Source organism: Paeniglutamicibacter sp. MACA_103, assembly GCF_045798555.1.
GTDB lineage: Bacteria > Actinomycetota > Actinomycetes > Actinomycetales > Micrococcaceae > Paeniglutamicibacter.
The window spans coordinates 65,713-87,705 of the sequence record NZ_JBIXLN010000008.1 but is presented as its reverse complement, the minus strand read 5'-3'; the positions used below and the strand labels follow the sequence as shown (position 1 = coordinate 87,705).

Below are 21,993 nucleotides of genomic sequence, written 5' to 3'. Positions count from 1 at the left end.
AAATTGCCCAATAAAGCATTCCGGGCGGATTTTGCGTAACATTCCTCAATGCTGGCTATCCTTTGCTATGGAGCACCGCCTAGCTTCGTAGCGTGACTACCTCCAACACCACGCCCAAGAGGCGCATCCCGGCCTGGGCCACCGCCTTCGGCCCCCAAATCATCGTCGCCCTGGCCCTGGGCCTTGGCCTTGGCCTGCTGGCCAAGTACACAGGCCACACCGCAGACACCAAGACCGGTCTGGGCGTCACACTGGAAACCCTCGGCAACAGCTACATCTCGCTGCTCAAGGCGGCGGTCATCCCGTTGATCTTCTTCGCCGTCGTTGCCTCGATCGCCAACCTGGCCAAGGTCACCAACGCGGCGCGCCTGGCCTGGCAGACGATCCTGTGGTTTGCCATCACCTCGGCGATCTCCGTGGTCATCGGCATGGTGCTGGGCACCGTGCTGCGCCCGGGAGCCGGAACCGGACAAAGCGCCCCTCCCGAATACGACGGACGCACCGGTGACTGGTGGGCGTTCCTGATCGGGATCATCCCCTCGAACTTCCTGGGCCTGGGTGCCACAAACAAGGTCTCCGAAAGCGGGGACATCAGCACCGCACTGAGCTTCAACGTCCTCCAGGTGCTGGTCATCGCGATCACCGTGGGCATCGCGGCACTCAAGGTGGGCGACGCCGCCCGCCCCTTCCTGGACTTCTCCGCCGCCACCCTGGCCGTGATCCAAAAGGTCCTCTGGTGGATCATCCGTCTGGCACCGCTTGGCACCGTGGGCTTGATCGGCAACGCCGTGGCCACCTACGGCTGGGACACCATCGGCGCACTGGGCAAATTCACCCTCGCGATCTACATCGGCCTGGCGCTGGTGATCTTCGGCCTTTACCCGGCGCTGGTGCGCGCCCACGGCCTGAGCATCAAGCAGTACTTCTCCGGCGTCTGGCCGGCAGTGCAGCTGGCCTTCGTCTCCCGCTCCTCCATCGGCACCCTTCCGCTGACCCAGCGCGTTACCGAGCGCAACCTCGGCGTGCCCTCGGGCTACGCCTCCTTCGCCGTGCCGCTGGGCGCCACCACCAAGATGGACGGCTGCGCCGCCATCTACCCGGCGATCTCCGCCATCTTCGTCGCCCAGTTCTACGGCATCGACCTGGGACTGACCGACTACCTGCTGATCGCCATGGTCTCGGTGCTGGGCTCGGCCGCCACCGCCGGAACCACCGGCGCCGTGGTGATGCTGACCTTGACGCTGTCCACCATGGGCCTGCCGCTGGAAGGCGTCGGACTGATCCTGGCCGTCGACCCGATCCTGGACATGGGCCGCACCGCGGTCAACGTCGCCGGACAGGCACTGATTCCGGCCATCGTCGCCAAGCGCGAGGGCATCCTGGACGAGGCGCTGTACAACGCACCGCGCCACGGCGACCCGTTCAACGACGAGTTCAAGTCTGCAGCGGACTCCCCCGAGGCCGAGGCGCGGGAGTCGACGCCGACGCCCGTCGGCTAGCCAGGCCGCGTTGCGGTAGTCACACCAACACGGGGCGGGTCGTTTCCGCCGGGGATGCAGTGCATCCCTCGGCAGGAAGCGGCCCGCCCTTTGGCGTTGGTTCCCGTCGTCAACAAATTGCACGGCATGCAAGTTTGCACGTAGTGTAGAAAGAGTGATCGACTCCCCCGAGCAGCCGCCCTCGCGGCGCGAAAAAAACAAGGCCGCCACCCGGACCGCCATCGTGCATGCCGCCCTCGCCCAACTGGAAACGGCAGGCTACGCGGCGCTGACCGCGGAATCCGTGGCCGAGGCCGCAGGCATCTCCCGGCGCACCTTCTTCAACTACTTCCCCTCGATCGAGGCCGCCCTGAACGAGCCGACCAGGCTGCTGCTGGAGAACGCGGTGGCGGTGCTCGATGAGTTGGATCCGGCGATCGACCTGCTCTCCGCCGCGGTGACAACGGTGGAATCCCTCGTCGACCCGGCCCTGCTGGAGCCCATTGCCAACCTGTACCTGCATGCCTCCGCGCACCCGCAAATGGCCCGCATGCAGCTCGAGGCCTGGAACGACTGCGCCGAGGCGCTCACCGAGATCGTCACCGCACGCGCCCCGCACGGCACCGCACTGGCCGCCTCCGTCTTTGCCCACAGCGTCATCGGCGCCGGCAAGGCCGCCTTCGCCGCCTGGTCCCGCGAACTGGGCGAGAGTCCCGACGCGAGTGATCCGCGGCGCACGCAGTTGCTGCGCGCCACCCTCGCCGAGGCCGTCGCCCAATTGCGCGACGGCTTCCCCTCCCTCCAGCAGCGCGCACCGCACCCCCGAAAGGCCTAGGACACCATGGCTTCCTTCCTTTACCGCCTCGGCGCACTGGCCTACCGCCGACGCTGGGCCGTCGTCGCCATCTGGGCGGTGCTGCTGCTGGCCATCGGGCTGTGCGCCGGCGCCTTCATGGGCAAGCTGTCGAACACCTTCACCATCCCCGGCACCGAGACCCAGCGCACGCTGGACCGGATGAAGGTCGAAATGCCGGAGCTGGCCGGTGGCACCGGCTCCATCGTCTTCCGCTCCGCGGACGGGACCGCGCTTTCGGCGGCGCAGCACGCGGCCATCGAGTCCTCGCTGGAAGAGCTCGCGTCCCAGTCCCCGATCACCGAGGTGGCCAAGCCCTTCGAGCTCCAGGCCCAGCTCGATAAGGCCAGGCCACAGCTCTCCGAGGGGCAGGCCAAGCTCGAGGATGCCGCACGGCAACTGGCCGACGGGAAGAAGCAGCTGGCCGAGGGCAGGGCCGCGCTCACCGACGCGCAGGCGGAGCTCGACTCCGGGCGCGTGCAACTGGGCGATGCCAAGAAGCAGATCGCCGAAGGCCGCGAGCAGTTGTCCGCCGGGCAGGCGAAGCTGGATGCAGCGGCCGGGGAACTTGCCACCGGTGCCGCCGCGCTGGAGGACGGACAGGCGAAACTCGCCGCGGGCCAGGCCACGTGGGACGCGGGCAACCGCGAATACCGGGCCGGGGCCGCGAAGATCACCGAGGGCCGCAAGGCGCTGGACGCCGGGCGGGCGAAGCTCGAGGCCGCAGCCACGGAACTAGCCGCCGGGCGGGCGCAGTACGACGCAGGCCTGAAGAAGATCCTGGGCGGCCAGTCCCGCGCCGCGGTGGACCAGCAGCTTGCCGCGGGCAAACAGCAGGCCACCGCGGGGCTGGCGGAGCTGGAGGCCGGAATCAAGAAGCTCGACGCCGGAATCTCCGCAACGCAGCAGCAGCTCGAAGCCGCAAGGACGGCGCTGAAGAATGCCGACACCGACGAGGACAAGCAAGCCGCCGAGCAGCGGATCGCCACATTGGACGGAGCGCTCAAGGTCCTGAAAGATCAGAAGGCCGGGCTTCTCACGCAGAAGGACTCCCTCGAAGCCACGCTGGCCCAGGTCATCCAAGGCCTCGAGGGACTCAAGGCACTGGACGCGGCCAAGGCACGGCTCGATGCCGGAGCGAAGGAGGCTGCCGCCGGGGAAAAGACCCTGGCGGCCAAGGAAGCCGAGCTGGAGGCCGGGGCCGCGAAGCTGCCCGCCGCCAAGGCGAAGCTGGACGCCGGGGCCAGGGAACTGGCCGCCAACCGAGCCAAGATCCAGGCCGCCGAGGCGAAGGTCTCCGAGGGCCGGGCGCAATTGCGCGCCGGGCAGGCCGAGCTCGATGCCAACGCCGCGAAGCTGGCCGCGGGCCAGGCGGAGATCGAGGAGAACCAGGCCAAGCTTGTCGCCGGGCAAAAGACCGTCGACGAGAAGACGGCGGCCCTGCCCGCGGCCGAGGAGAAGCTGGAGCAGGGCGCCAGGGACCTGGCCGCCGGCCGTGCCGAGCTGGCCTTCGCCGAGCGCCGGGCCGGGGCCTCGGAGGGGATGCGCTTTGTCTCCGCGGACGGCTCCACCGCCGTGGCCCACGTGACCTTCCAGGGTGCGACCGACTCGCTGAGCACCGCGCAGCGCTCCGACATCCAGTCCATTGCCGCCGGGCCCGAGGCCGCGGGCGTCGAGGTGCTCTTCTCCAAGGAGATCATCCAGGACCTCTCCTCCATCTTCGGGGCCGCGGAGATCATCGGCCTGGCCGTGGCCGCGGCGGTGCTGCTGATCATGCTCGGCACCCTGGTGGCCGCCGGGCTGCCGCTGCTGATGGCGGTGCTCGGCGTGGGCGCCGGGGTGGGCGGGACGCTCGCGCTGTCCTCCGTGATCGAGATGGCCTCCATCACCCCTGCCCTGGCGCTGATGCTGGGCCTGGCGGTGGGCATCGACTACTCGCTGTTCATCGTGCACCGGCACCGCCGCCAGCTGCTCGAAGGAGTGCCGCTGGGCGAATCCATCGCCCGGGCCACGGGCACCAGCGGCAACGCGGTGGTGTTCGCCGGGCTGACCGTGGTCATCGCCCTGTCCGCGCTGGCGGTCCCGGGGCTGCCGTTCCTCACCGTGCTGGGCGCCTCGGCCGCGTTCACGGTACTGGTCGCGGTGCTGATCGCGATCACCCTGACCCCGGCGCTGCTGGGGATCATCGGAACGAAGCTGGTCTCCAGGCGGGCCTGGGCACGTGCCGGGGCCGCAGAAGCCGACGCCGACGCCGACGCCGACGCGGGCAGCGTGGCACCGGCCAACGACGCGGGAAACCGCGGCTGGGGCGCGGTGGTGACCCGCCGCCCGTGGATCGCCGCGATCGCGTCCATCGTCCTGCTGGCCGTCGTCGCGCTGCCCGCGCTGCAATTGCGCACCGCGCTGCCCGACGGCAGCGCCGAACCGGCGGACTCGGGCGCCTACAAGGCGTACGAGCAGATGTCTGACGCGTTCGGGGCCGGGTACAACGGCCCGCTGCTGGTGCTCGCGGACCTGCCCGCCGGGCTGGATGCCCGGGGCGCGGACGCCGCGAACCTGGACGTGGCCGACGCCGTGCGCGGGATCCCCGGAGTGGTCGCGGCGATCCCGGTGGCGGTGAACGAGGCACGCAACCTCGGGGCGATCCAGGTGATCCCGGCCGAGGGGCCTGCCAGCGCCGAGACCGAGGCGCTGGTGCACACGCTGCGCGACGCCGCGCCGGGCATCGAGGAAGCCACCGGGGCGCACATCGCGGTCACCGGGCAGGTGGCCGCGCAGGTGGATGTCTCCGAGAAGCTCGCCGAGGCGCTGCCGCCGTACATCTTTATCGTCGTCGGGCTCTCGCTGATCCTGCTGCTGCTGGTCTTCCGCTCCGTCGTCGTGCCGCTGCTGGCCACCGCCGGCTTCCTGCTCTCGCTGGCCGCCGCGTTCGGCGCGACGGTCGCGGTGTACCAGTTCGGCTGGCTGGGCGGCTTCTTCGACGTGAACGTGCCGGGGCCCATCATGAGCTTCCTGCCGATCCTGCTCACCGGAATCCTCTTCGGGCTGGCCATGGACTACCAGGTGTTCCTGGTCGCCGGCATGCGCGAGTCCTTCGCCCACGGGCAGCCGGCGCGCGCCGCGGTGCGCTCGGGCTTCGCCCACGCCGCCCCGGTGGTCACCGCCGCGGCGCTGATCATGACCGCGGTGTTCGCCGGGTTCGTGTTCTCGCACCTGACCATGATCCGGGCCATCGGGTTCGCGCTGGCCATCGGCGTGCTCTTCGATGCGTTCATCGTGCGCATGACGCTGACCCCGGCGCTCATGCACCTGCTGGGGCACCGGGCCTGGTACATCCCGCGCTGGCTGGAGCGGATCCTGCCCGACGTGGACGTGGAGGGCTCGAAGATCGCCGCGCGCACCCCCGCGACGGCGGAGGGCGCCGACGCGGAACCCGGCACCCAGGCGCCGCCCGCGCGGGATACGGTTGATGCATGAGCCAGAACGCGAACACTTTCGACACCACCTCCTCCGCCGCCGCCGATCCGCGCGGGGAGGTCGAGCACCCCGAGGACCTGCCCTTGCTGGTGCTGGCCTCCGCTTCCCCGGGCCGGGCCAAGGTGCTCACCGACGCCGGCATCGACTTCGCCGTCCAGGTCTCCACCGTGGACGAGGACGAGGTCCTGGCCCGGGCCGTGGAGCGCTTCGGCGAGCTGGGCCCGGCCGACACCGCCCTGCTGCTGGCCAAGTCCAAGGCCGAGGACGTCGCGGCGTCGGACGAGGCCGACGGCGCAGTGGTGCTGGGCTGCGACTCGGTCTTCGAATTCGAGTCAGTGGCCTACGGCAAGCCGTACACCGCCGAGGTCGCCACGGAGCGCTGGGAGGCCATGAGCGGGAAGTCCGGGATCCTGCACACCGGGCACTGGCTCATCGACAACCGCTCCGAGGAAGACGGGGACGGCGGGTCCGGGGCGACCATCGGCGCGGTCTCCTCCACGACCGTGGAGTTCGAGAAGCTCTCCGCCGCGGAGATCGCCGCGTACGTGGCCACCGGGGAGCCGCTGCCGTGCGCCGGCGGGTTCACCATCGACGGACGGGGGGCCGCGTTCATCCGCGGCATCGAGGGCAACCCGCAGAACGTCATCGGGCTGAACGTCTCCACGCTGCGCGAGCTGCTGGCCGAGACCGGCCTGTCCATCTCGGACGTATGGGCCTAGCCGCCCGCACTTTGTAGGAACCCCACAAAGAAATCGCGACTTGATCCCGACACCGGGGGTTTTGTGGGTGCACATCCCACAAACGCAGGTAGGCTCCGAAAGAGCATATTTAAGGAGATACCCCCTGCCATGAGTCAGTTGACGAAGGTTCTCATCGCCAATCGCGGAGAAATCGCCGTACGCATCATCCGCGCAGCCCGCGATGAGGGCATTGGATCGGTTGCCGTCTACGCCGAACCCGACCGCGATGCACTGCATTCGAGGCTGGCCGACGAGGCCTACTCGCTGGGCGGTTCCACCGCAGCGGAGTCGTACCTGGACATCGGGAAGATCCTCGAGGTAGCCAAGCGCTCCGGCGCCGACGCCGTGCACCCCGGCTACGGGTTCCTGGCCGAGAACGCCGGGTTCGCCCAGGCCGTGATCGATGCCGGACTGACCTGGATCGGCCCTCCCCCGGCCGCCATCGAGCAGCTGGGCGACAAGGTCCAGGCCCGCCACCTGGCCGAGAAGGTCGGCGCCCCGCTGGTGCCCGGCACCAAGGACCCGGTGCAGTCCACCGACGAGGTCCTGGCCTTCGCCGATGCGCACGGGCTGCCGCTGGCCGTCAAGGCCGCCTACGGCGGCGGCGGGCGCGGCATCAAGGTCGTGCGCAGCCGCGAGGAAATCCCCGAGCTCTACGAATCCGCGGTCCGCGAGGCCGTTGCCGCCTTCGGCCGCGGCGAATGCTTCGTCGAACGCTTCCTGGACGCCCCGCGCCACGTGGAGACCCAGTGCCTGGCCGACGTGCACGGCAACGTCGTGGTGGTTTCCACCCGCGACTGCTCGCTGCAGCGCCGCAACCAGAAGCTCGTCGAGGAGGCCCCCGCGCCGTTCCTGACCGATGAGCAGAACACCCGCCTCTACGAGGCGTCCAAGGCCATCATGCGCGAGGCCGGCTACGTGGGCGCCGGCACCTGCGAGTTCCTCGTGGGCCAGGACGGGGTCATCTCCTTCCTGGAGGTCAACACCCGCCTGCAGGTCGAGCACACGATCTCCGAGGAGGTCACGGGCATCGACCTGGTGGCCGAGCAGTTCCGGCTGGCCCGCGGCGAGGCGCTGGGCTACACCGACCCCGAGCCCCGCGGCCACTCCTTCGAGTTCCGCATCAACGGCGAGGACGCCGGGCGCGGCTTCATGCCCGCCCCGGGCACCATCACCTCCATGACCCTGCCCACCGGGCCGGGCGTGCGCATCGACTCGGGCGTCGAGGCCGGGGAAACCGTCTCGGGGAACTTCGATTCGATGATCGCCAAGCTCATCGTCACCGGTTCCACCCGCGCCCAGGCCGCCGCCCGGGCCCGCCGCGCGCTGGCGGAATTCCAGATCGAGGGCATGCCCACGGTGCTGCCGTTCCACCGTGCCGTCATGGCCGATGAGGCGTTCGTCCCGGCTTCCGGCCCGTTCTCCATCCACACCCGCTGGATCGAGACCGAGTTCGCCAACGAGATCCCGGCCTGGGACCCGGCCACCGCCGGCACCCCGTCCGAGGACGGCGGACGCAACGCCATCACCGTCGAGGTCGGCGGCAAGCGCCTGGAGGTCGTGCTGCCCGCGTCCCTGGGCACCATGTCCACCGCCGGCAACGGCAAGGCGCGCAAGAAGAAGCGCGCTTCGGGCTCCCGGGGCGCGGCGACCGCCGGCAACTCGGGTGCCGACCTGGTCTCCCCCATGCAGGGAACCATCGTCAAGGTCGCCGTGGCCGACGGGGACGCCGTCTCCGAGGGCGACCTGATCCTGGTCCTGGAGGCCATGAAGATGGAACAGCCGCTGACCGCGCACTGCGACGGCGTGGTTTCCGGGCTCAGCGCCGTGCCAGGCGACACCGTGTCGGCCGGGACCGTGCTGGCCTCCATCGGAGAGTAGCGCCGCACCACCACCGCACCGCCTGGGCGGCGCCGGACTTCCTTGCGAAGGACGGCGCCGCCCTTCGCGTTGCCGGGCAGTCGCGGATCCCCCCTCCCCCGGGACCTGCCGCGGGGTCGTCTAGGCTGGTGGCCATGGCACCTGAAACCTTTGCGCAGGCCACGGCGGACCCGCGCACCGATCCGCCGCCGTGCGGCAGCGAGCGGGAGACCCTCATGGGCTTCCTGGACTACCAGCGCCGCACCCTCGCACTGAAGTGCGCAGGGCTTGGCGCAGCGGCGCTGGGCACCCGTGCCGTGCCGCCTTCCGGGCTCTCCCTGCTGGGGCTGGTGCGCCACCTCAGCGACGTGGAACGGTTCTGGGTCCGCTCGGCCCTGGCCGGAGACCCTGCCCCGCCGCTCTACTGGCGCGGGGACGGGGACGACACCGACTTCGACTTCCCGGAGCCCGACGCCGCGCTCGTGGCGGAATCCATGGCCGCGTGGAGGGATGAGATCGCCTTTTCCGATGCCGCCCTGGGCTACGCTTCGCTCGAGCGAGCGGTGGCGGCCGGACACCACGGGACGGTCTCGGTGCGCTGGATCCTGACGCACCTGATCGAGGAGTACTCCCGGCACAACGGGCATGCGGACCTGCTGCGCGAACGCATCGACGGCCAGGTCGGCGAATAGCGCCCAGGACATTCGGGACGCGGCACGCGGCACTCGACACTCGGCGCGAAAGGGCGTTAACGCACCAGGCGCCCGCAACCCCCGGAGGGTAGCGAGCGCCTGGTGTCCGGACCCGGGACCGGCCAAAGGCGGTCCCGGGGCGGCATTTCAGTTAGGCGACGTTGTTCTCGTAGTCGACGTCCTTGGTGTCCTTTGTCAGGTACAGGGCGATGAGCGTGAGCACCGCGCCGAGCGCCAGGTAGGCGCCGACCCAGACGGTGTTTCCTCCGCCGAACTGCCACAGGGCGATGGCCACGAACGATGCGGGGGCCGCACCGATGACCGAGGACAGGTTGTAGGCCACGGCCGAGCCGGTGTAGCGCACGTTGGACGGGAAGAGCTCGGGCAGGTAGGCGGCCATCGGGCCGAACGTTGCGCCCATCAGCGTGAAGCCGACGACCAGGCCGACCATGGCGGCGCCCTTGCCGGGGCCGAACATCAGCGTCCAGGACAGGCCGAAGAGAAGGATTCCGCTGGTCACGTAGATCAGGAACTTGCGGCGGCCGAACTTCTCGGCCAGCGGCCCGGAGACCATGGTGAAGATGCCGAAGAAGACCACGCCGATGATGAGCATCGTGAGGAACTCGGGGCGTGCGATGCCCAGGCCCGGGGCGAACGCGGCTTCCGCCGCGGCGTCGAAGGTCTTGCCCTTGGCCTCGGCGGCCGCGCGGGCCGCTTCCACGGTGGCCGGGGCGGTGCCGTAGGTCAGCGTGAAGGCGGTCATCAGGTAGAAGAGCACGTAGGTGGCCAACATGATGAACGTGCCGGCAAGCACCGGGCGCCAGTGGTACTTCATGGTGGTCTTGAACGGGGACTTGGCGACCTTGTCCTGCTCCACGACCTTCGTGAAGGCCACGGACTCGACCAGCTTCAGGCGGACCCAGAGGCCCACGGCGACCATCACGGCCGAGAGGACGAACGGCACGCGCCAGCCCCAGGACATGAACTGTTCCGGGGTCAGGCCCAGCTGCAGGCCCACGAACATCAGGTTGGCGATGATGAAGCCGATGGGCGCACCCAGCTGCGGGAACGTGCCGTAGATGGCGCGCTTGTTGGCCGGGGCGTTCTCGGTGGCCAGCAACGCGGCACCCGACCACTCGCCACCCAGGGCCAGGCCCTGGGCGAAGCGCAGCAGCACCAGCATCAGCGGTGCCAGGACCACGAAGTTGCCCTGCGCCGGGGGCAGGAACCCGATCAGGAAGGTCGCGATGCCCATCATCAGCAGCGAGGCCACCAGGGTGCCCTTGCGGCCGATCTTGTCGCCGAAGTGCCCGAAGAGCACCGAGCCCACCGGGCGGGCCACGAAGGCGACGCCGAAGATCGCGAACGAGGACAGGATCGCGTTGACGTTGGACGCGTTCGGGAAGAAGAGCGTCGGGAAAACCAGCACCGATGCCGTGGCATAGGCGTAGAAGTCAAAGAATTCAATGGTGGTGCCGATGAGGCTGGCAAACAGCACGCGTCCGCGTGTGTTCTCTTTCGGTGCAACGACCGTGGTCTTGTTGGACATGGCTCGTGATTCTCTTGGTGGGTGCCTAAGGTTACTAAGCGACAAGTTTATGATGGACGTCCACGTATTGGACAGTCCTTCCAGTATTTGGACAACTGTAATACACGGCACAGCGATCCCCGGCGCCTTGCCGGCGCGATCCCCCGGTTTTTTCGTTGTGGTCGACCCGGTGCGGGCGGGCTAATTGTTCGTGGGCCTCAGGGCAGCGCGCTCAACGGACTCGGGCACGGTAGGCGTACCGGCCTCGCGCAGCTGGCGTGCACGGGCGAAGTTCCTGGAAAGGCGATGCGACGGCCGCTCGATGACCAGGAAGAACAGCCACGCGACGACTATTGAGAGCGCAAATCCCACGGGGATCTGCACCCACAGCGGAACGATTCCATGTGTCGCGAAGGCCAGTGCCACGACCACCGGCTCCTGGGTCAGGTAGAGGCTGAAGGAGATCCTGCCGAGCCAGCGTATCGGGCGTGAGCCGAACACCTTGACGCAGGGCTGCCAAAAGGCGACGGCAAAAACCAGCAGCGTCGCACCGATGGCCGCGAAGCCGATCCAGGACAGCCGCCACCGGGATTCCGGGTCGATGCCGGCCACCAACCAGGAATAGCACAACAGCAGCATCGAGGCGACGCAGATCAGCGTCCACCCCCAGCCCCGTATCCTTGCCGCGCGGGCGCGCAGGGCCTCGATGTTGTAGGCCATGAGCACGCCGAGCAGGAAGACGCTCAGGTACACCAGGTCCGGGTAGAAGAACCCGGCCAGAGGCCACAACATGCAAAACAGCGGGACCGCCGCGACCTTCAGCCACAACAGCCTTTTCCAGGTGAAGGCCACCCAGAGGAAGAGCGGGAGCAGCAGCGAAAAAAGGACCTCGTAGCGCAGCGACCAGAGCGAGGTGTTCAGCCCTCCCCAGCCGGTCATCAGAGATGAGCCCAGGAGCACCTGCAGCGGCCCGTTGGGGGCCGTAGCGTGCCCGTTGAGCCATGGGCTCCCGTTCGGGATCTCCGCCCGGCGGATTGTCAGCGTCGTCAGGTAGGCAAAAACCAGGCTCGCGATCGACGGGACATAGAGCCGGATCAGGCGGCGGGGGTAGAAGTACTTCCACGGCACCGCGGCACCCCGGGCAAAGGGAAGGGCCAGGACGAAGCCACTGAGCACGTAGAAGACCACCACCGCTTCGGAGCCCGCCCACAGGATCCGCAGCGGCGAGTAGTTCATGACGGTCTCAAAAGTGGACAGCGGACCCGTCTGGGTCAGCTTGTATATCGCACCTGCGCGGTCATCCGACACCGCGAGGTGGAAGACGACCACCACGGCCGCAGCCACTCCACGCAACCCGTCAAGCGACCCGAATCTTGCGCGCTCCCCTGCCATGGTTCCCCGCCCCCAAATAACGCATGTGCAAACAGGGTACTCCCCCCGGGACGCCGCAATTCAGGTAGTTCTCACTCGAAAACGGGGTGCCACACAGGTAGTCCGCCGGGCCCTCCGACATTCCGGCGCCAGCAATGCAAGCGGCCGCCACCCCCGGGCGGGGATGGCGGCCGCTTGCCATGCGGTTTACCGGGCGCCGAAGTGTGCGCGCACCGGGCCTAGAGGTGGACGTGCAGGCGGCGCGCCGCCTCGGAAATGGACCCCGAGAGCGAGGGGTAGACCGAGAACGTTTCGGCCATGTCATCGACGTGCAGCTTGTTGTGCACCGCCAGGGCGATGGGGAAGATCAGCTCGGAGGCGCGCGGCGCAACCACGACGCCGCCGATGATGGTTCCGGAGCCGCGGCGCGAAATGATCTTCACGAAGCCCTGGTTCACGTTCATCATCTTGGCGCGCGCATTGGTGGCCAAATCCAGCTTGATGATGTCGGCCTGGTACTTGCCTTCCTCGACCATGCGCTCGGTGACGCCGACCGTGGCGATCTCCGGCGAGGTGAAGATGTTGGAGGAGACCTCGGTGAGCTTCAGCGGCTTCACCGAGTCGCCCAACAGGTGCGCCATGGCAATGCGCCCCTGCATGGCCGAGACCGAGGCCAGCGCAAAGACGCCGGTGCAGTCGCCGGCGGCGTACACGTTGGTGGCGGTGGTGCGCGAGACGCCGTCGACCTGGATGTGGCCGGATTCGCTGAGCTTGATGCCCGCCTCCTCCAGGCCGATGCCGGCGGTGTTGGGGATCGAGCCGACGGCCACCAGGCAGTGGCTGCCCTCGATGACCTGCCCGTCGCCCAGGGTCACCTTGACCGTGTCGCCCACGCGCTCGACGGCCTCGGCGCGGGACTTGGCCACCACGTTGACGCCGTTCTTCTTGAAGGCCTCCTCGAGGACCTCGGCGGCGTCGGCGTCCTCGCCCGGCAGCACGCGGTCGCGCGAGGAGACCAGGGTGACCTTGGTGCCCAGCAGGTTGTAGGCGGAGGCAAACTCGGCACCGGTGACACCGGAACCGATGACGATCAGGTGCTCGGGGACTTCCTTCAGGTTGTAGACCTGCGTCCAGTTGAAGATGCGTTCGCCGTCGGGAACCGCGGTGGGCAGTTCGCGCGGGTGCGCCCCGACGGAAATCAGCAGGGCGTCGGCCGGGATGGTCTCGGTGCTGCCGTCGGCGCGGGCGACCTCCACGGTGGAGGCGTCAAGCAGCCGGCCCTCGCCGATGACCACGCGCACGCCCACGCGCTCGAGGCCCATGTGGATGTCCGAGGACTGGTCCCGGGCCAGCTCCAGCAGGCGCGCGTTCATGACCGAGAGGTCGGCCACCGCCTCGGTGCCGGCGTCCCCGACCTCGACGCCGAACTCGCGGGCGCCGAAGACCCGGCGCATGGCGTCGGCCGTGGCCACCAGCGTCTTGGACGGGACGACGTCGGTCAACACCGCCGAGCCGCCCATGCCCGCGCGTTCGACGATGGTCACCTGCGCGCCGAGCTGGGCACCTACCATCGCGGCCTCGTAGCCACCGGGGCCACCGCCGAGAATTACAAGCCTGGGGGAATTGATATCGCGTTGTGCACTCACGATCACCCATTCTTCCCTACCTGACAGCCAAGTGCACACCGCACACGCGGACCGGGCACCGCGCCGTGGCGGCGGAGGCGTGCCGCAGCAGGGCCGCGGACTTGCGGGCAATCGAGATCCGGACGGCCGACCGGTGCACTGGACCCGGGCGGCCGGCGGCACGCCACCTGACAAGGCGGGGTTCCGCCGGTAGGTTTAACCCCGTGATCGACAACAACTCTGCTCCCTTTGACCTGGCCACCGCCGCCGCCGCCAAGATCGCCGAACTCACCGGCGTCCCCCACCACGACATCGCGCTGGTCCTGGGCTCCGGCTGGGGCGAGGCGGCGAACCTCATCGGCGAAACCACCCACCGCATCGACGCCACCGAATTGCCCGGCTTCCACGCCGCCGCGGTGCCGGGGCACGTCGGCACGATTTCCTCGGTGCTCACCAAGGGCGGCAAGCGCGTGCTGGTGCTCGGCGCCCGCTCCCACTTCTACGAGGGCAAGGGCGTGCGCGCCGTGGTCCACGGGGTGCGCACCGCCGCCGCAGCCGGGGCCAAGACCCTGGTGCTGACCAACGGCTGCGGCGGGCTGAACCCCGACTGGGCCCCGGGCACCCCGGTGCTGATCTCCGACCACCTCAACCTCACCGGCACCTCACCGCTGGAGGGGGCGACGTTCGTGGACCTCACCGACCTGTACTCCTCGCGCATCCGCACCCTGGCCCGCGAGGTGGACCCGTCGCTGGACGAGGGCGTGTACGCGCAGTTCACCGGCCCGCACTACGAGACGCCCGCCGAGGTGCGCTACGCCAAGGTGATCGGCGCGGACCTGGTGGGCATGTCCACCGCGCTGGAGGCCATCGCCGCACGCCACGCGGGCATGGAGGTCTTCGGGATCTCGCTGGTGACCAACCTGGCCGCAGGCATCTCCGAAACCCCGCTCAGCCACGCCGAGGTCATCGAGGCGGGCCAGGCCGCCGGCCCGCGGATTTCCGCGCTGCTGGCCGACATCGTCGCCAAGCTCTAGCTTCCCGCCCCCGCCCGGTGTGCCCCCGGGCACCGCACCCGCACCCGCACCCGATCCCGGCAACCTTGCCACCTACCGGCAGCCCGGCCCAGCCAAAGGACCCACCACAGCAGATGAGCACCCACCAGATCGACGCCGCCCTGCTTGAGACCGCCGCGGCCTGGGCCGCCCAGGACCCGGACCCGGTGACCGCGGCGGCGCTGCGCGTACTGTGCGACGCCGCCGGTGCCGGGGACGGGCCCGCCGCCGCCGAGCTGGCCGACCGCTTCGCCGCGAACCTGGCGTTCGGCACCGCGGGGCTGCGCGCCGAGCTGGGCCCGGGCCCGAACCGCATGAACTCCATGGTGGTGCGGCGCACCGCCGCCGGCATCGGACGCTTCCTCCTCGCCGCGGCCGACGGCGCCTACACCCCGCGGGCTGTCATCGGCTTTGACGCCCGCCACAACTCCGACGTCTTCGCGCGCGAGTCCGCCGCGGTGCTCACCGCCGCCGGGATCGAGGTGCAGCTGCTGCCCTCGGCCCTGCCCACCCCGGTGCTGGCCTGGGCCGTGCGCGAGCGCGCCGCCGAGGCCGGGATCATGGTCACCGCGAGCCACAACCCTCCGGCCGACAACGGCTACAAGGTCTACCTGGGCGGGCGCGCGCAGGACGGCTGGGGGCAGGGCGCCCAGATCACCAGCCCCGTCGATGCGCAGATCGCAGCGCAGATCGATCACGACGAACCCATGGCGGACATCGCCCTGGCCGCGGGGGGCTGGACCGTGCTGCCCGGGGACGTGGAGGCCGGGTACCTGGACGCCATCGCCGGACTCGTCCCGGAAGCCGGCGGGACCGGCGGGGACCGGATCACCGCGGCGCGGGAGAACCTGCGGATCGTGCTCACCCCGATGCACGGGGTCGGCGGGCACACCATGGCCCAGGCGCTGGGCCGCGCCGGGTTCTCGCGGGTGCGCCTGGTTGCCGAGCAGGCCGAACCGGACCCGGATTTCCCCACCGTCTCCTTCCCCAACCCGGAGGAGCCCGGAGCCCTGGACCTGGCGCTCGCGCTGGCCACCGAGACCGACGCCGACCTGGTCATCGCCAACGACCCGGACGCCGACCGCTGTGCCGCGGCGGTGAAGTTCCCGGACACCGGCTGGCGGATGCTGCGCGGGGACGAGCTCGGCTGGCTGCTGGGCGACCGCGCGGCCGCAAACGCCGCCGACGGCGCGGTGCTGGCCAACTCCATCGTGTCCTCGCGGATGCTCGCACGCATCGCCGCGGCGCACCATTTGGCCCATGAGAACACGCTGACCGGCTTCAAGTGGATCTCCCGGGTGCCCTTCCTGGCCTTCGGCTACGAGGAGGCGCTGGGCTATTGCGTGGCACCTTCCCTGGTGCGCGACAAGGATGGGCTCTCCGCCGCCCTGGTGCTGGCCGACTACGCCGCGGAGCTGAAGGCCGCCGGCTCCTCGCTGCCGGAGGTGCTCGATTCCCTGGCGCTGGCGCACGGGCTGCACCAGACCGACCAGCTCTCGGTGCGGGTGGCGGACCTGGGATTGCTGGACACCATGATGGAATCGCTGCGTGTCGCCCCGCCAGCGACCCTGGGCGGGGAGGCCGTCACCGGGTTCGAGGACCTGTCCCTGGGGGCGAACCTGCCGCCCACCGACGGGCTGCTCTTCGCCACGGCGGCCGACACCCGGGTGATCGTGCGTCCCTCGGGCACCGAACCCAAGCTCAAGTGCTACCTCGAGGTCATCGCGCCGGTCGCCGGACCCGGCGGGCTGCCCGCGGCCCGCGCCGCCGGCACCGCGCGGCTCGAGGCCATCAAGCAGGAACTCGCCGGCCTGCTGGACCGCTAGGCACCGCCGGCGGCCCAGCCGCCGGCTGCGCGCATCGACCCCCCACCGCCTTTTCAACCGCATCACGACCAGGAGCCACAGAACACGCCATGAGCACCAAGAACATCGCCTCGTACATCGACCACACCATCCTGAACCCCGACGCCGCGGCCTCCGACGTGGCCCGCATTTGCGCCGAGGCCGTGAAGTACAAGTTCTTCTCCGTCTGCGTGAACCCGATCTGGGTGGCCACCGTGAGCGCCGCGCTGGCGGACTCCGGCGTGCTCACCTGCTCGGTCATCGGCTTCCCGTTCGGCGCCACCCCGACGGCATCGAAGGTCTTCGAGGCGAACACCGTGGTGGCCGACGGCGCCAACGAGGTCGACATGGTCATCAACATCGCCGCCGCCAAGGCCGGGGACGAGGAGGCCCTGGTGGCCGACATCTCCGCGGTCGCGCAGGCGGTGCACGCCGGCGGAGCGATCCTGAAGGTCATCATCGAAACCGCGCTGCTCACCGACGACGAGAAGGTGCTGGCCTGCCGCGCCTCGGTGCGTGCCGGGGCCGACTTCGTGAAGACCTCCACCGGTTTTGCCGGCGGCGGGGCGACGCTCGAGGACGTCGCGCTGATGCGTGCCACCGTGGGCCCGGAGATGGGCGTGAAGGCCTCCGGCGGGGTGCGTTCGCTTCAAACCGCGCTCGCGATGGTCGCCGCCGGGGCCACGCGTCTCGGATCCAGCTCCGGAGTTGCTATTGTGGAGGGTGAACAAGGCGCCGAGGGCTACTGATCTCGTATCCCGCACGCGCATTGAAACCAGATCATTTTTAGGAGATTCGCTGTGTACTCGAACGGCAAGAATGTAGCCCACTCGGGCCAGGGCCGACTGGCCGGGAACGTCATCGCTTTCGTGGTGTTCTTCGTCCTCTTCGTCGGAGCCATCTACTCGCTCTCGTACTGGTCGCTGGACAACGCCTGGATCCCGGGCATTGCCTGCTTCGTGCTGGCCATTCTGGCCTTCGGCATCCCGCAGCACATCCTGGGCATGTCGGACCGCAACCCGGCGAAGACGGCCTCGAAGCAGGACTAGTTTCCGGCGTCTCCCACCAATGGGGAGGCGGGCACCGCGCAGCATCCGCAATCCGCACCCCCGTGCGGACCTGGTTGCCGGCGGTGCCCGCCTCCCTTTTGCATGCCGGGCGCGGGCCGGTTCCGGGCCGGGAAACGCCCGGCGCGTGCCCGGCGCCTGCCGATACTTCTACGATCCGTAGAAAACGGCGGGGCACCGCGTGTAGGATGAAGTCCAACGCAACCGCAAGACTGTCGTTGGACCAGCCGTCCTGTCTGAAGAAATGAGCGCTTCACCATGGAAAACACCCAGCGCAGCACCGTCGTCGTCGGCATCGACGGTTCCCCCCAATCCATCAGCGCCCTTCGCTACGCCGCCACCCTGGCGGCCTCCCTGGGCCACGGCCTGGTGGCCTTCTCCTCGTGGCTGCCGCGCATCGCGCTGGAGGACTACACCCCCGACTGGGCACCCGAGCAGGACGCCCGCGACGCGCTGGAAAAATCCATCGCCGAGGCCTTCGGCGAGGACGTTCCCGCCGGCCTGGAGCGCAAGGTGGTCATGGGGCCGGCGGCACCCAACCTGATCGAGGTCTCCAAGGACGCCGCCCTGCTGGTGTTGGGCACGCGCGGACGCGGCGGTTTCAAGGGACTGCTGCTGGGTTCGGTGTCCAGTTCGCTGGCCGCCCACGCCAAGTGCCCGGTGCTGATCCACCACGGCGAGAACCACCCCGCCGCGTAGTTCCCGGCTACACCCTGGCGCGCGGCGCCTCGACCTCGAAGATGTTGCCCAGCACCCCGGAGACCCACTCCAGGATCTGCTCGTCCACCAGGTCGCGTCCGCCGATCGCCGAGGTCTGCGGCTTGGGGATGGCAATGGCGTTCAGCGCCGGCTTGTCCGCCGCGCCCTTGTACATCCGGGCCAGGCGCAGCTGCCGCGAGTCCGGCAAATCGGCGATGGCCGCAGGGGCGAACTTGATCATGTTGCCCATCATCGCCACGTCGGTCAGTCCCAGCGCCCGGGCCCGGATGCGGATTCGCGCGACCTCCAGCAGGTTCACCACCGGCGCCGGCGGCTGCCCGTAGCGGTCCACCAGCTCCGCATGGACCTCTTCGAGCGCCGCGAAATCGGTGGCCGCGGCGATCTTCCGGTAGGCCTCCAGTCGCAGCCGCTCGCCGGGCACGTAGTCGTGCGGCAGGTGCGCGTTGACCGGCAGCTCGATCTTCATCTCCGCGGTCTTCTCGTCCGCCTCGCCCTTGAAGTCCGCCACGGCCTCGCCCACCAGGCGCAGGTACAAGTCGAAGCCGACCCCGGCGATGTGCCCGGACTGCTCGCCGCCGAGCAGGTTGCCGGCGCCGCGGATCTCCAGGTCCTTCATGGCCAGCTGGTAGCCCGAGCCCAGTTCGTTGTGCGCGGCGACGGCCTTGAGCCGCTCCAGGGCGACCTCGCCCAGCGGCTTTTCAGCGTTCCACAGGAAGTAGGCGTAGGCGCGCTCGCGGCCGCGCCCCACGCGCCCGCGCAGCTGGTGCAGCTGGGACAGGCCGTAGTTGTCGGCCCGGTCCACGATCAGCGTGTTGGCGTTGGAGATGTCCAGGCCGGTCTCGATGATGGTGGTGGAGACCAAAACATCGAACTTCTTCTCCCAGAAGTCCTGGATGATCTTCTCCAGCCGGGACTCGCTCATCTTTCCGTGGGCCACCTCGACGCGGGCCTCGGGGACCAGTTCGCGCAGCTCGGAGGCGACCTTGTCGATGGAGGAGACGCGGTTGTGCACAAAGAAGACCTGCCCGTCGCGCATCAGCTCGCGGCGGATGGCCGCGGAGATCTGCTTGTCGGTGCGCGGTCCCACGTAGGTGAGCACCGGGTGGCGCTCCTCCGGCGGGGTGGCCAGCGTGGAGGTCTCGCGGATGCCGGTCAGCGACATCTCCAGGGTGCGCGGGATCGGGGTCGCGGACATGGAGAGCACGTCCACGTTGGTGCGCATCTTCTTGAGCTGTTCCTTGTGCTCGACGCCGAAGCGCTGCTCCTCGTCGACGATCACCAACCCCAGGTCGCGGAACTGGACGGTGTCCGAGAGCAGCCGGTGGGTGCCGATGACCACGTCGACGGTGCCGTTCTTCAGCCCCTCGATGATGTCCTTGGACTCCTTGGCGCTCTGGAAGCGCGAGAGCGTCTTCACGCGCACCGGGAATCCGGAGTAGCGTTCGGTGAAGGTCTGCTGGTGCTGGGAGGCCAGCAGCGTGGTGGGCACCAGCACGGCGACCTGCTTGGAGTCCTGCACGGCCTTGAACGCGGCGCGCACCGCGATCTCCGTCTTGCCGAAGCCCACGTCGCCGGAGACCAGCCGGTCCATCGGGATCTCGCGCTCCATGTCGGCCTTGACCTCGTTGATGGTGGTCAGCTGGTCGGGGGTCTCCACGTAGGCGAAGGCCTCCTCCAGCTCCGACTGCCAGGGGGTGTCGGTGGCGAAGGCGTGGCCGCGGCTGGCCATCCGGGCGGAGTAGAGCCGGATCAGGTCCCCGGCGATCTCCTTGACGGCCTTGCGCGCCTTGGACTTGGTGCTTGACCAGTCCGAGCCGCCCATCTTGGACAGGCTTGGGGCCTCGCCTCCCACGTAGCGGGTGACCTGGTCCAGCTGGTCGGTGGGCACGAAGAGCTTGTCCCCCGGCGCCCCGCGCTTGGCCGGCGCGTACTCCAGGACCAGGTATTCGCGCTTGGCGTCGGCCCCGCCGGCGACCTTGCGGGCGATCAGCTCCACGAATTTGGCGATGCCGTGCTGCTCGTGGACCACGAAGTCGCCCTCGGTGAGCGTGAGCGGGTCCACGGCGTTGCGCCGCTTGGCCGCCAGCCTCTTGGCCCCGGTCGGGGCGTAGGCGCTGGAGCGGCCCAGCAGGTCCGCCTCGGTGAGGAATCCGAGCTTCAGGGAATCGAGCGCAAAGCCGCGCCCGGCCTGCGCCGTGGTGATCTCGATGAGCCCGGGCGTGGGCGCGTCGTCGAGCGAAGCGATGCGGTGGGTGGGGATGTCTGCGTCGTGGAAGAGCTCGGCCAGGCGCTGGGCGGGGCCGGGGCCGTCGGTGGCGACCACGATGGACCAGTCATCCTTGATGCGCTCGGAAATGAACCCAAGCATCTCGGCGACGTCGCCCTGGTAGCCGCGCGGCTCGCGGGCGTTGATGCGGATCGAGTCGGCTTCGGGCAGCAGCTCGGCGTCGGCGCCCAGCGAGGTCACCGACCACCAGGACACGTTGGCATTCTGCGCGTCGGTGCGGGTGGTGGCCAGGGAGGTGAAGTTCCCGGCCTCCAGCTCGGCCGCGGCGGCCTGCGCCTGGGCCTGGGACAGGTCAAGGGGCGCGGCCCCGCCGTCGGAGGCGGTGGCCCAGGCCGCGGCCAGGAACTCGGCGTTGGTGGCCTCCAGGTCGTGGGCGCGGGCACGGACCCGCTCCGGCTCCATGACCAGGGCGATGGATTCGGCCGGCAGCGCCGAGAGCAGCGGCACCATGGAATCGACCAGCAGCGGGGCGAGGGATTCCATGCCCTCCACGGCCATGCCGCCGGCGATCTTGGCGAGCATGTCGCGCGCGGCGGGCATCTGCGACTGCAGCTTCGCGGCCCGCGACATCACCGAGGGAGTGATCAGCAGCTCGCGGCAGGGCGGGGCCTGGATGCGGGTGGGCGGTTCGTGCTCCAGGGAGCGCTGGTCGGCGATGGAGAAGTAGCGCATGGCATCGATCTCGTCGCCGAAGAAGTCGATGCGCACCGGGTGGTTCAGGGTGGGCGGGAAGACATCGAGGATGCCGCCGCGCACGGCGAACTCGCCACGGTGGGTGACCATGTCCACCCGCGCGTAGGCGGCATCGGCCAGCGCCCTGACCACGGCGGAGAACTCGTACTCGTCCCCCACCGACAGGTCCACCGGCTCCAGCTTGCCCAGCCCGGCCACCAGGGGCTGGATGACCGCGCGGACCGGAGCCACGATGACCTGCAGGCCCCGGTCCCCGGTCTCCAGCCGGCGTAGCACGTCCAGGCGCCGGCCCACGGTGTCCGAACGCGGGGAAAGGCGCTCGTGGGGCAGCGTTTCCCAGGAGGGGAACTCCGCCACGGCATCCTCCGGGAGGTAGCTGAGCAGTGCGGCGACCAGTTCCTCGGTTTCGCGTCCGGTGGCCGTCACCGCCAGCACCAGCCCGTCGGCGACCTTGGAGCGCAGCGCCTCGACGGTTTCGGCGGTGATGACGGCGCGCATCCCGGCCGGCGCGGCGATCTCCAGCTCGTTGGCGCGGGCCGCGTATGCGGTCGCGGCATTGGATCTTACGCGGGAAAAGGAGGTGTCGGTTCGCAGTGCGGTGCGCAGGCCGTGAAGCGCCATCGGCTGGGGTCCTTTCCGAAGACTGGTACGCGCACAACACAAGTACCCGAGATCCATGGCGGGTCCCGGGGTGCGCCATTCAAGC

15 protein-coding genes are annotated in these 21,993 nt (G+C 69.5%); 11 read left to right on the top strand and 4 right to left on the bottom strand.

Translation table 11 applies throughout. The features are described from left to right. Positions 1-92: 92 nt before the first annotated feature. The 6 genes from ACIPVK_RS05805 (at position 93) to ACIPVK_RS05780 (ending at position 9,100) form a co-directional block, all read left to right on the top strand. Entirely contained in the window at positions 93-1,499 is a 1,407-nt protein-coding gene (locus ACIPVK_RS05805; RefSeq protein WP_407611014.1) for a dicarboxylate/amino acid:cation symporter, read from the top strand. Between the two features lie 154 nt (positions 1,500-1,653). Beyond that, complete coding sequence (locus ACIPVK_RS05800; RefSeq protein WP_407611013.1) at positions 1,654-2,313, top strand: TetR/AcrR family transcriptional regulator; 660 nt, start codon at positions 1,654-1,656, stop codon at positions 2,311-2,313. A gap of 6 nt (positions 2,314-2,319) precedes the next feature. Next, positions 2,320-5,808, top strand: coding sequence for an MMPL family transporter (locus ACIPVK_RS05795; RefSeq protein ID WP_407611012.1), 3,489 nt, complete (start codon positions 2,320-2,322; stop codon positions 5,806-5,808). Positions 5,809-5,885: 77 nt separating this feature from the next. Beyond that, complete coding sequence (locus tag ACIPVK_RS05790; protein ID WP_407611043.1) at positions 5,886-6,527, top strand: Maf family protein; 642 nt, start codon at positions 5,886-5,888, stop codon at positions 6,525-6,527. Positions 6,528-6,656: 129 nt separating this feature from the next. Beyond that, on the top strand, positions 6,657-8,429 hold the full coding sequence (locus ACIPVK_RS05785) for an acetyl/propionyl/methylcrotonyl-CoA carboxylase subunit alpha (protein ID WP_407611011.1): 1,773 nt from the start codon (positions 6,657-6,659) through the stop codon (positions 8,427-8,429). A gap of 134 nt (positions 8,430-8,563) precedes the next feature. After that, complete coding sequence (locus tag ACIPVK_RS05780) at positions 8,564-9,100, top strand: DinB family protein (RefSeq protein WP_407611010.1); 537 nt, start codon at positions 8,564-8,566, stop codon at positions 9,098-9,100. 151 nt (positions 9,101-9,251) lie between these two features. On the opposite strand, the gene ACIPVK_RS05775 is transcribed toward ACIPVK_RS05780, so the two are convergent. The 3 genes from ACIPVK_RS05775 to ACIPVK_RS05765 form a co-directional block, all read right to left on the bottom strand. Next, a complete protein-coding gene (locus tag ACIPVK_RS05775) occupies positions 9,252-10,649 on the bottom strand; it encodes an MFS transporter (protein WP_407611009.1) in 1,398 nt (465 codons plus the stop codon). Between the two features lie 180 nt (positions 10,650-10,829). After that, entirely contained in the window at positions 10,830-12,020 is a 1,191-nt protein-coding gene (locus ACIPVK_RS05770) for an acyltransferase family protein (protein WP_407611008.1), read from the bottom strand. A gap of 218 nt (positions 12,021-12,238) precedes the next feature. Then, positions 12,239-13,645 carry an NAD(P)H-quinone dehydrogenase gene (locus ACIPVK_RS05765; RefSeq protein ID WP_407611007.1) on the bottom strand — a complete coding sequence of 469 codons (1,407 nt, stop codon included), beginning with the start codon at positions 13,643-13,645 and terminating at the stop codon, positions 12,239-12,241. 203 nt (positions 13,646-13,848) lie between these two features. On the opposite strand from ACIPVK_RS05765, the gene ACIPVK_RS05760 reads away from it, so the two are divergent. The 5 genes from ACIPVK_RS05760 to ACIPVK_RS05740 all read left to right on the top strand — a co-directional run bounded on the left by ACIPVK_RS05760 (position 13,849) and on the right by ACIPVK_RS05740 (position 18,286). After that, entirely contained in the window at positions 13,849-14,658 is an 810-nt protein-coding gene (locus tag ACIPVK_RS05760; RefSeq protein ID WP_407611006.1) for a purine-nucleoside phosphorylase, read from the top strand. Between the two features lie 113 nt (positions 14,659-14,771). Next, positions 14,772-16,502: a phospho-sugar mutase gene (locus ACIPVK_RS05755; protein WP_407611005.1), complete on the top strand. Its 1,731-nt coding sequence runs from the start codon at positions 14,772-14,774 to the stop codon at positions 16,500-16,502. A gap of 89 nt (positions 16,503-16,591) precedes the next feature. Further along, a complete protein-coding gene (gene deoC, locus ACIPVK_RS05750) occupies positions 16,592-17,269 on the top strand; it encodes a deoxyribose-phosphate aldolase (protein ID WP_407611004.1) in 678 nt (225 codons plus the stop codon). A 51-nt stretch (positions 17,270-17,320) separates the two neighbouring features. Continuing rightward, complete coding sequence (locus ACIPVK_RS05745; protein ID WP_407611003.1) at positions 17,321-17,569, top strand: hypothetical protein; 249 nt, start codon at positions 17,321-17,323, stop codon at positions 17,567-17,569. A 276-nt stretch (positions 17,570-17,845) separates the two neighbouring features. After that, complete coding sequence (locus ACIPVK_RS05740; RefSeq protein ID WP_407611002.1) at positions 17,846-18,286, top strand: universal stress protein; 441 nt, start codon at positions 17,846-17,848, stop codon at positions 18,284-18,286. A gap of 7 nt (positions 18,287-18,293) precedes the next feature. Here ACIPVK_RS05740 and mfd read toward each other — a convergent pair whose 3' ends face one another. Further along, positions 18,294-21,908 (bottom strand): transcription-repair coupling factor, encoded by a 3,615-nt coding sequence (gene mfd, locus ACIPVK_RS05735; protein ID WP_407611001.1) that lies wholly within the window; start codon positions 21,906-21,908, stop codon positions 18,294-18,296. Positions 21,909-21,993 lie beyond the last annotated feature (85 nt).

Coding starts and splice junctions, on each gene's coding strand:
- ACIPVK_RS05740 (WP_407611002.1), top strand. CDS start 17,846: ATGGAAAACACCCAGCGCAGCACCGTCGTCGTCGGCATCGACGGTTCC.
- ACIPVK_RS05785 (WP_407611011.1), top strand. CDS start 6,657: ATGAGTCAGTTGACGAAGGTTCTCATCGCCAATCGCGGAGAAATCGCC.
- ACIPVK_RS05795 (WP_407611012.1), top strand. CDS start 2,320: ATGGCTTCCTTCCTTTACCGCCTCGGCGCACTGGCCTACCGCCGACGC.
- deoC (WP_407611004.1), top strand. CDS start 16,592: ATGAGCACCAAGAACATCGCCTCGTACATCGACCACACCATCCTGAAC.
- ACIPVK_RS05770 (WP_407611008.1), bottom strand. CDS start 12,020: ATGGCAGGGGAGCGCGCAAGATTCGGGTCGCTTGACGGGTTGCGTGGA.
- ACIPVK_RS05755 (WP_407611005.1), top strand. CDS start 14,772: ATGAGCACCCACCAGATCGACGCCGCCCTGCTTGAGACCGCCGCGGCC.
- ACIPVK_RS05780 (WP_407611010.1), top strand. CDS start 8,564: ATGGCACCTGAAACCTTTGCGCAGGCCACGGCGGACCCGCGCACCGAT.
- ACIPVK_RS05775 (WP_407611009.1), bottom strand. CDS start 10,649: ATGTCCAACAAGACCACGGTCGTTGCACCGAAAGAGAACACACGCGGA.
- mfd (WP_407611001.1), bottom strand. CDS start 21,908: ATGGCGCTTCACGGCCTGCGCACCGCACTGCGAACCGACACCTCCTTT.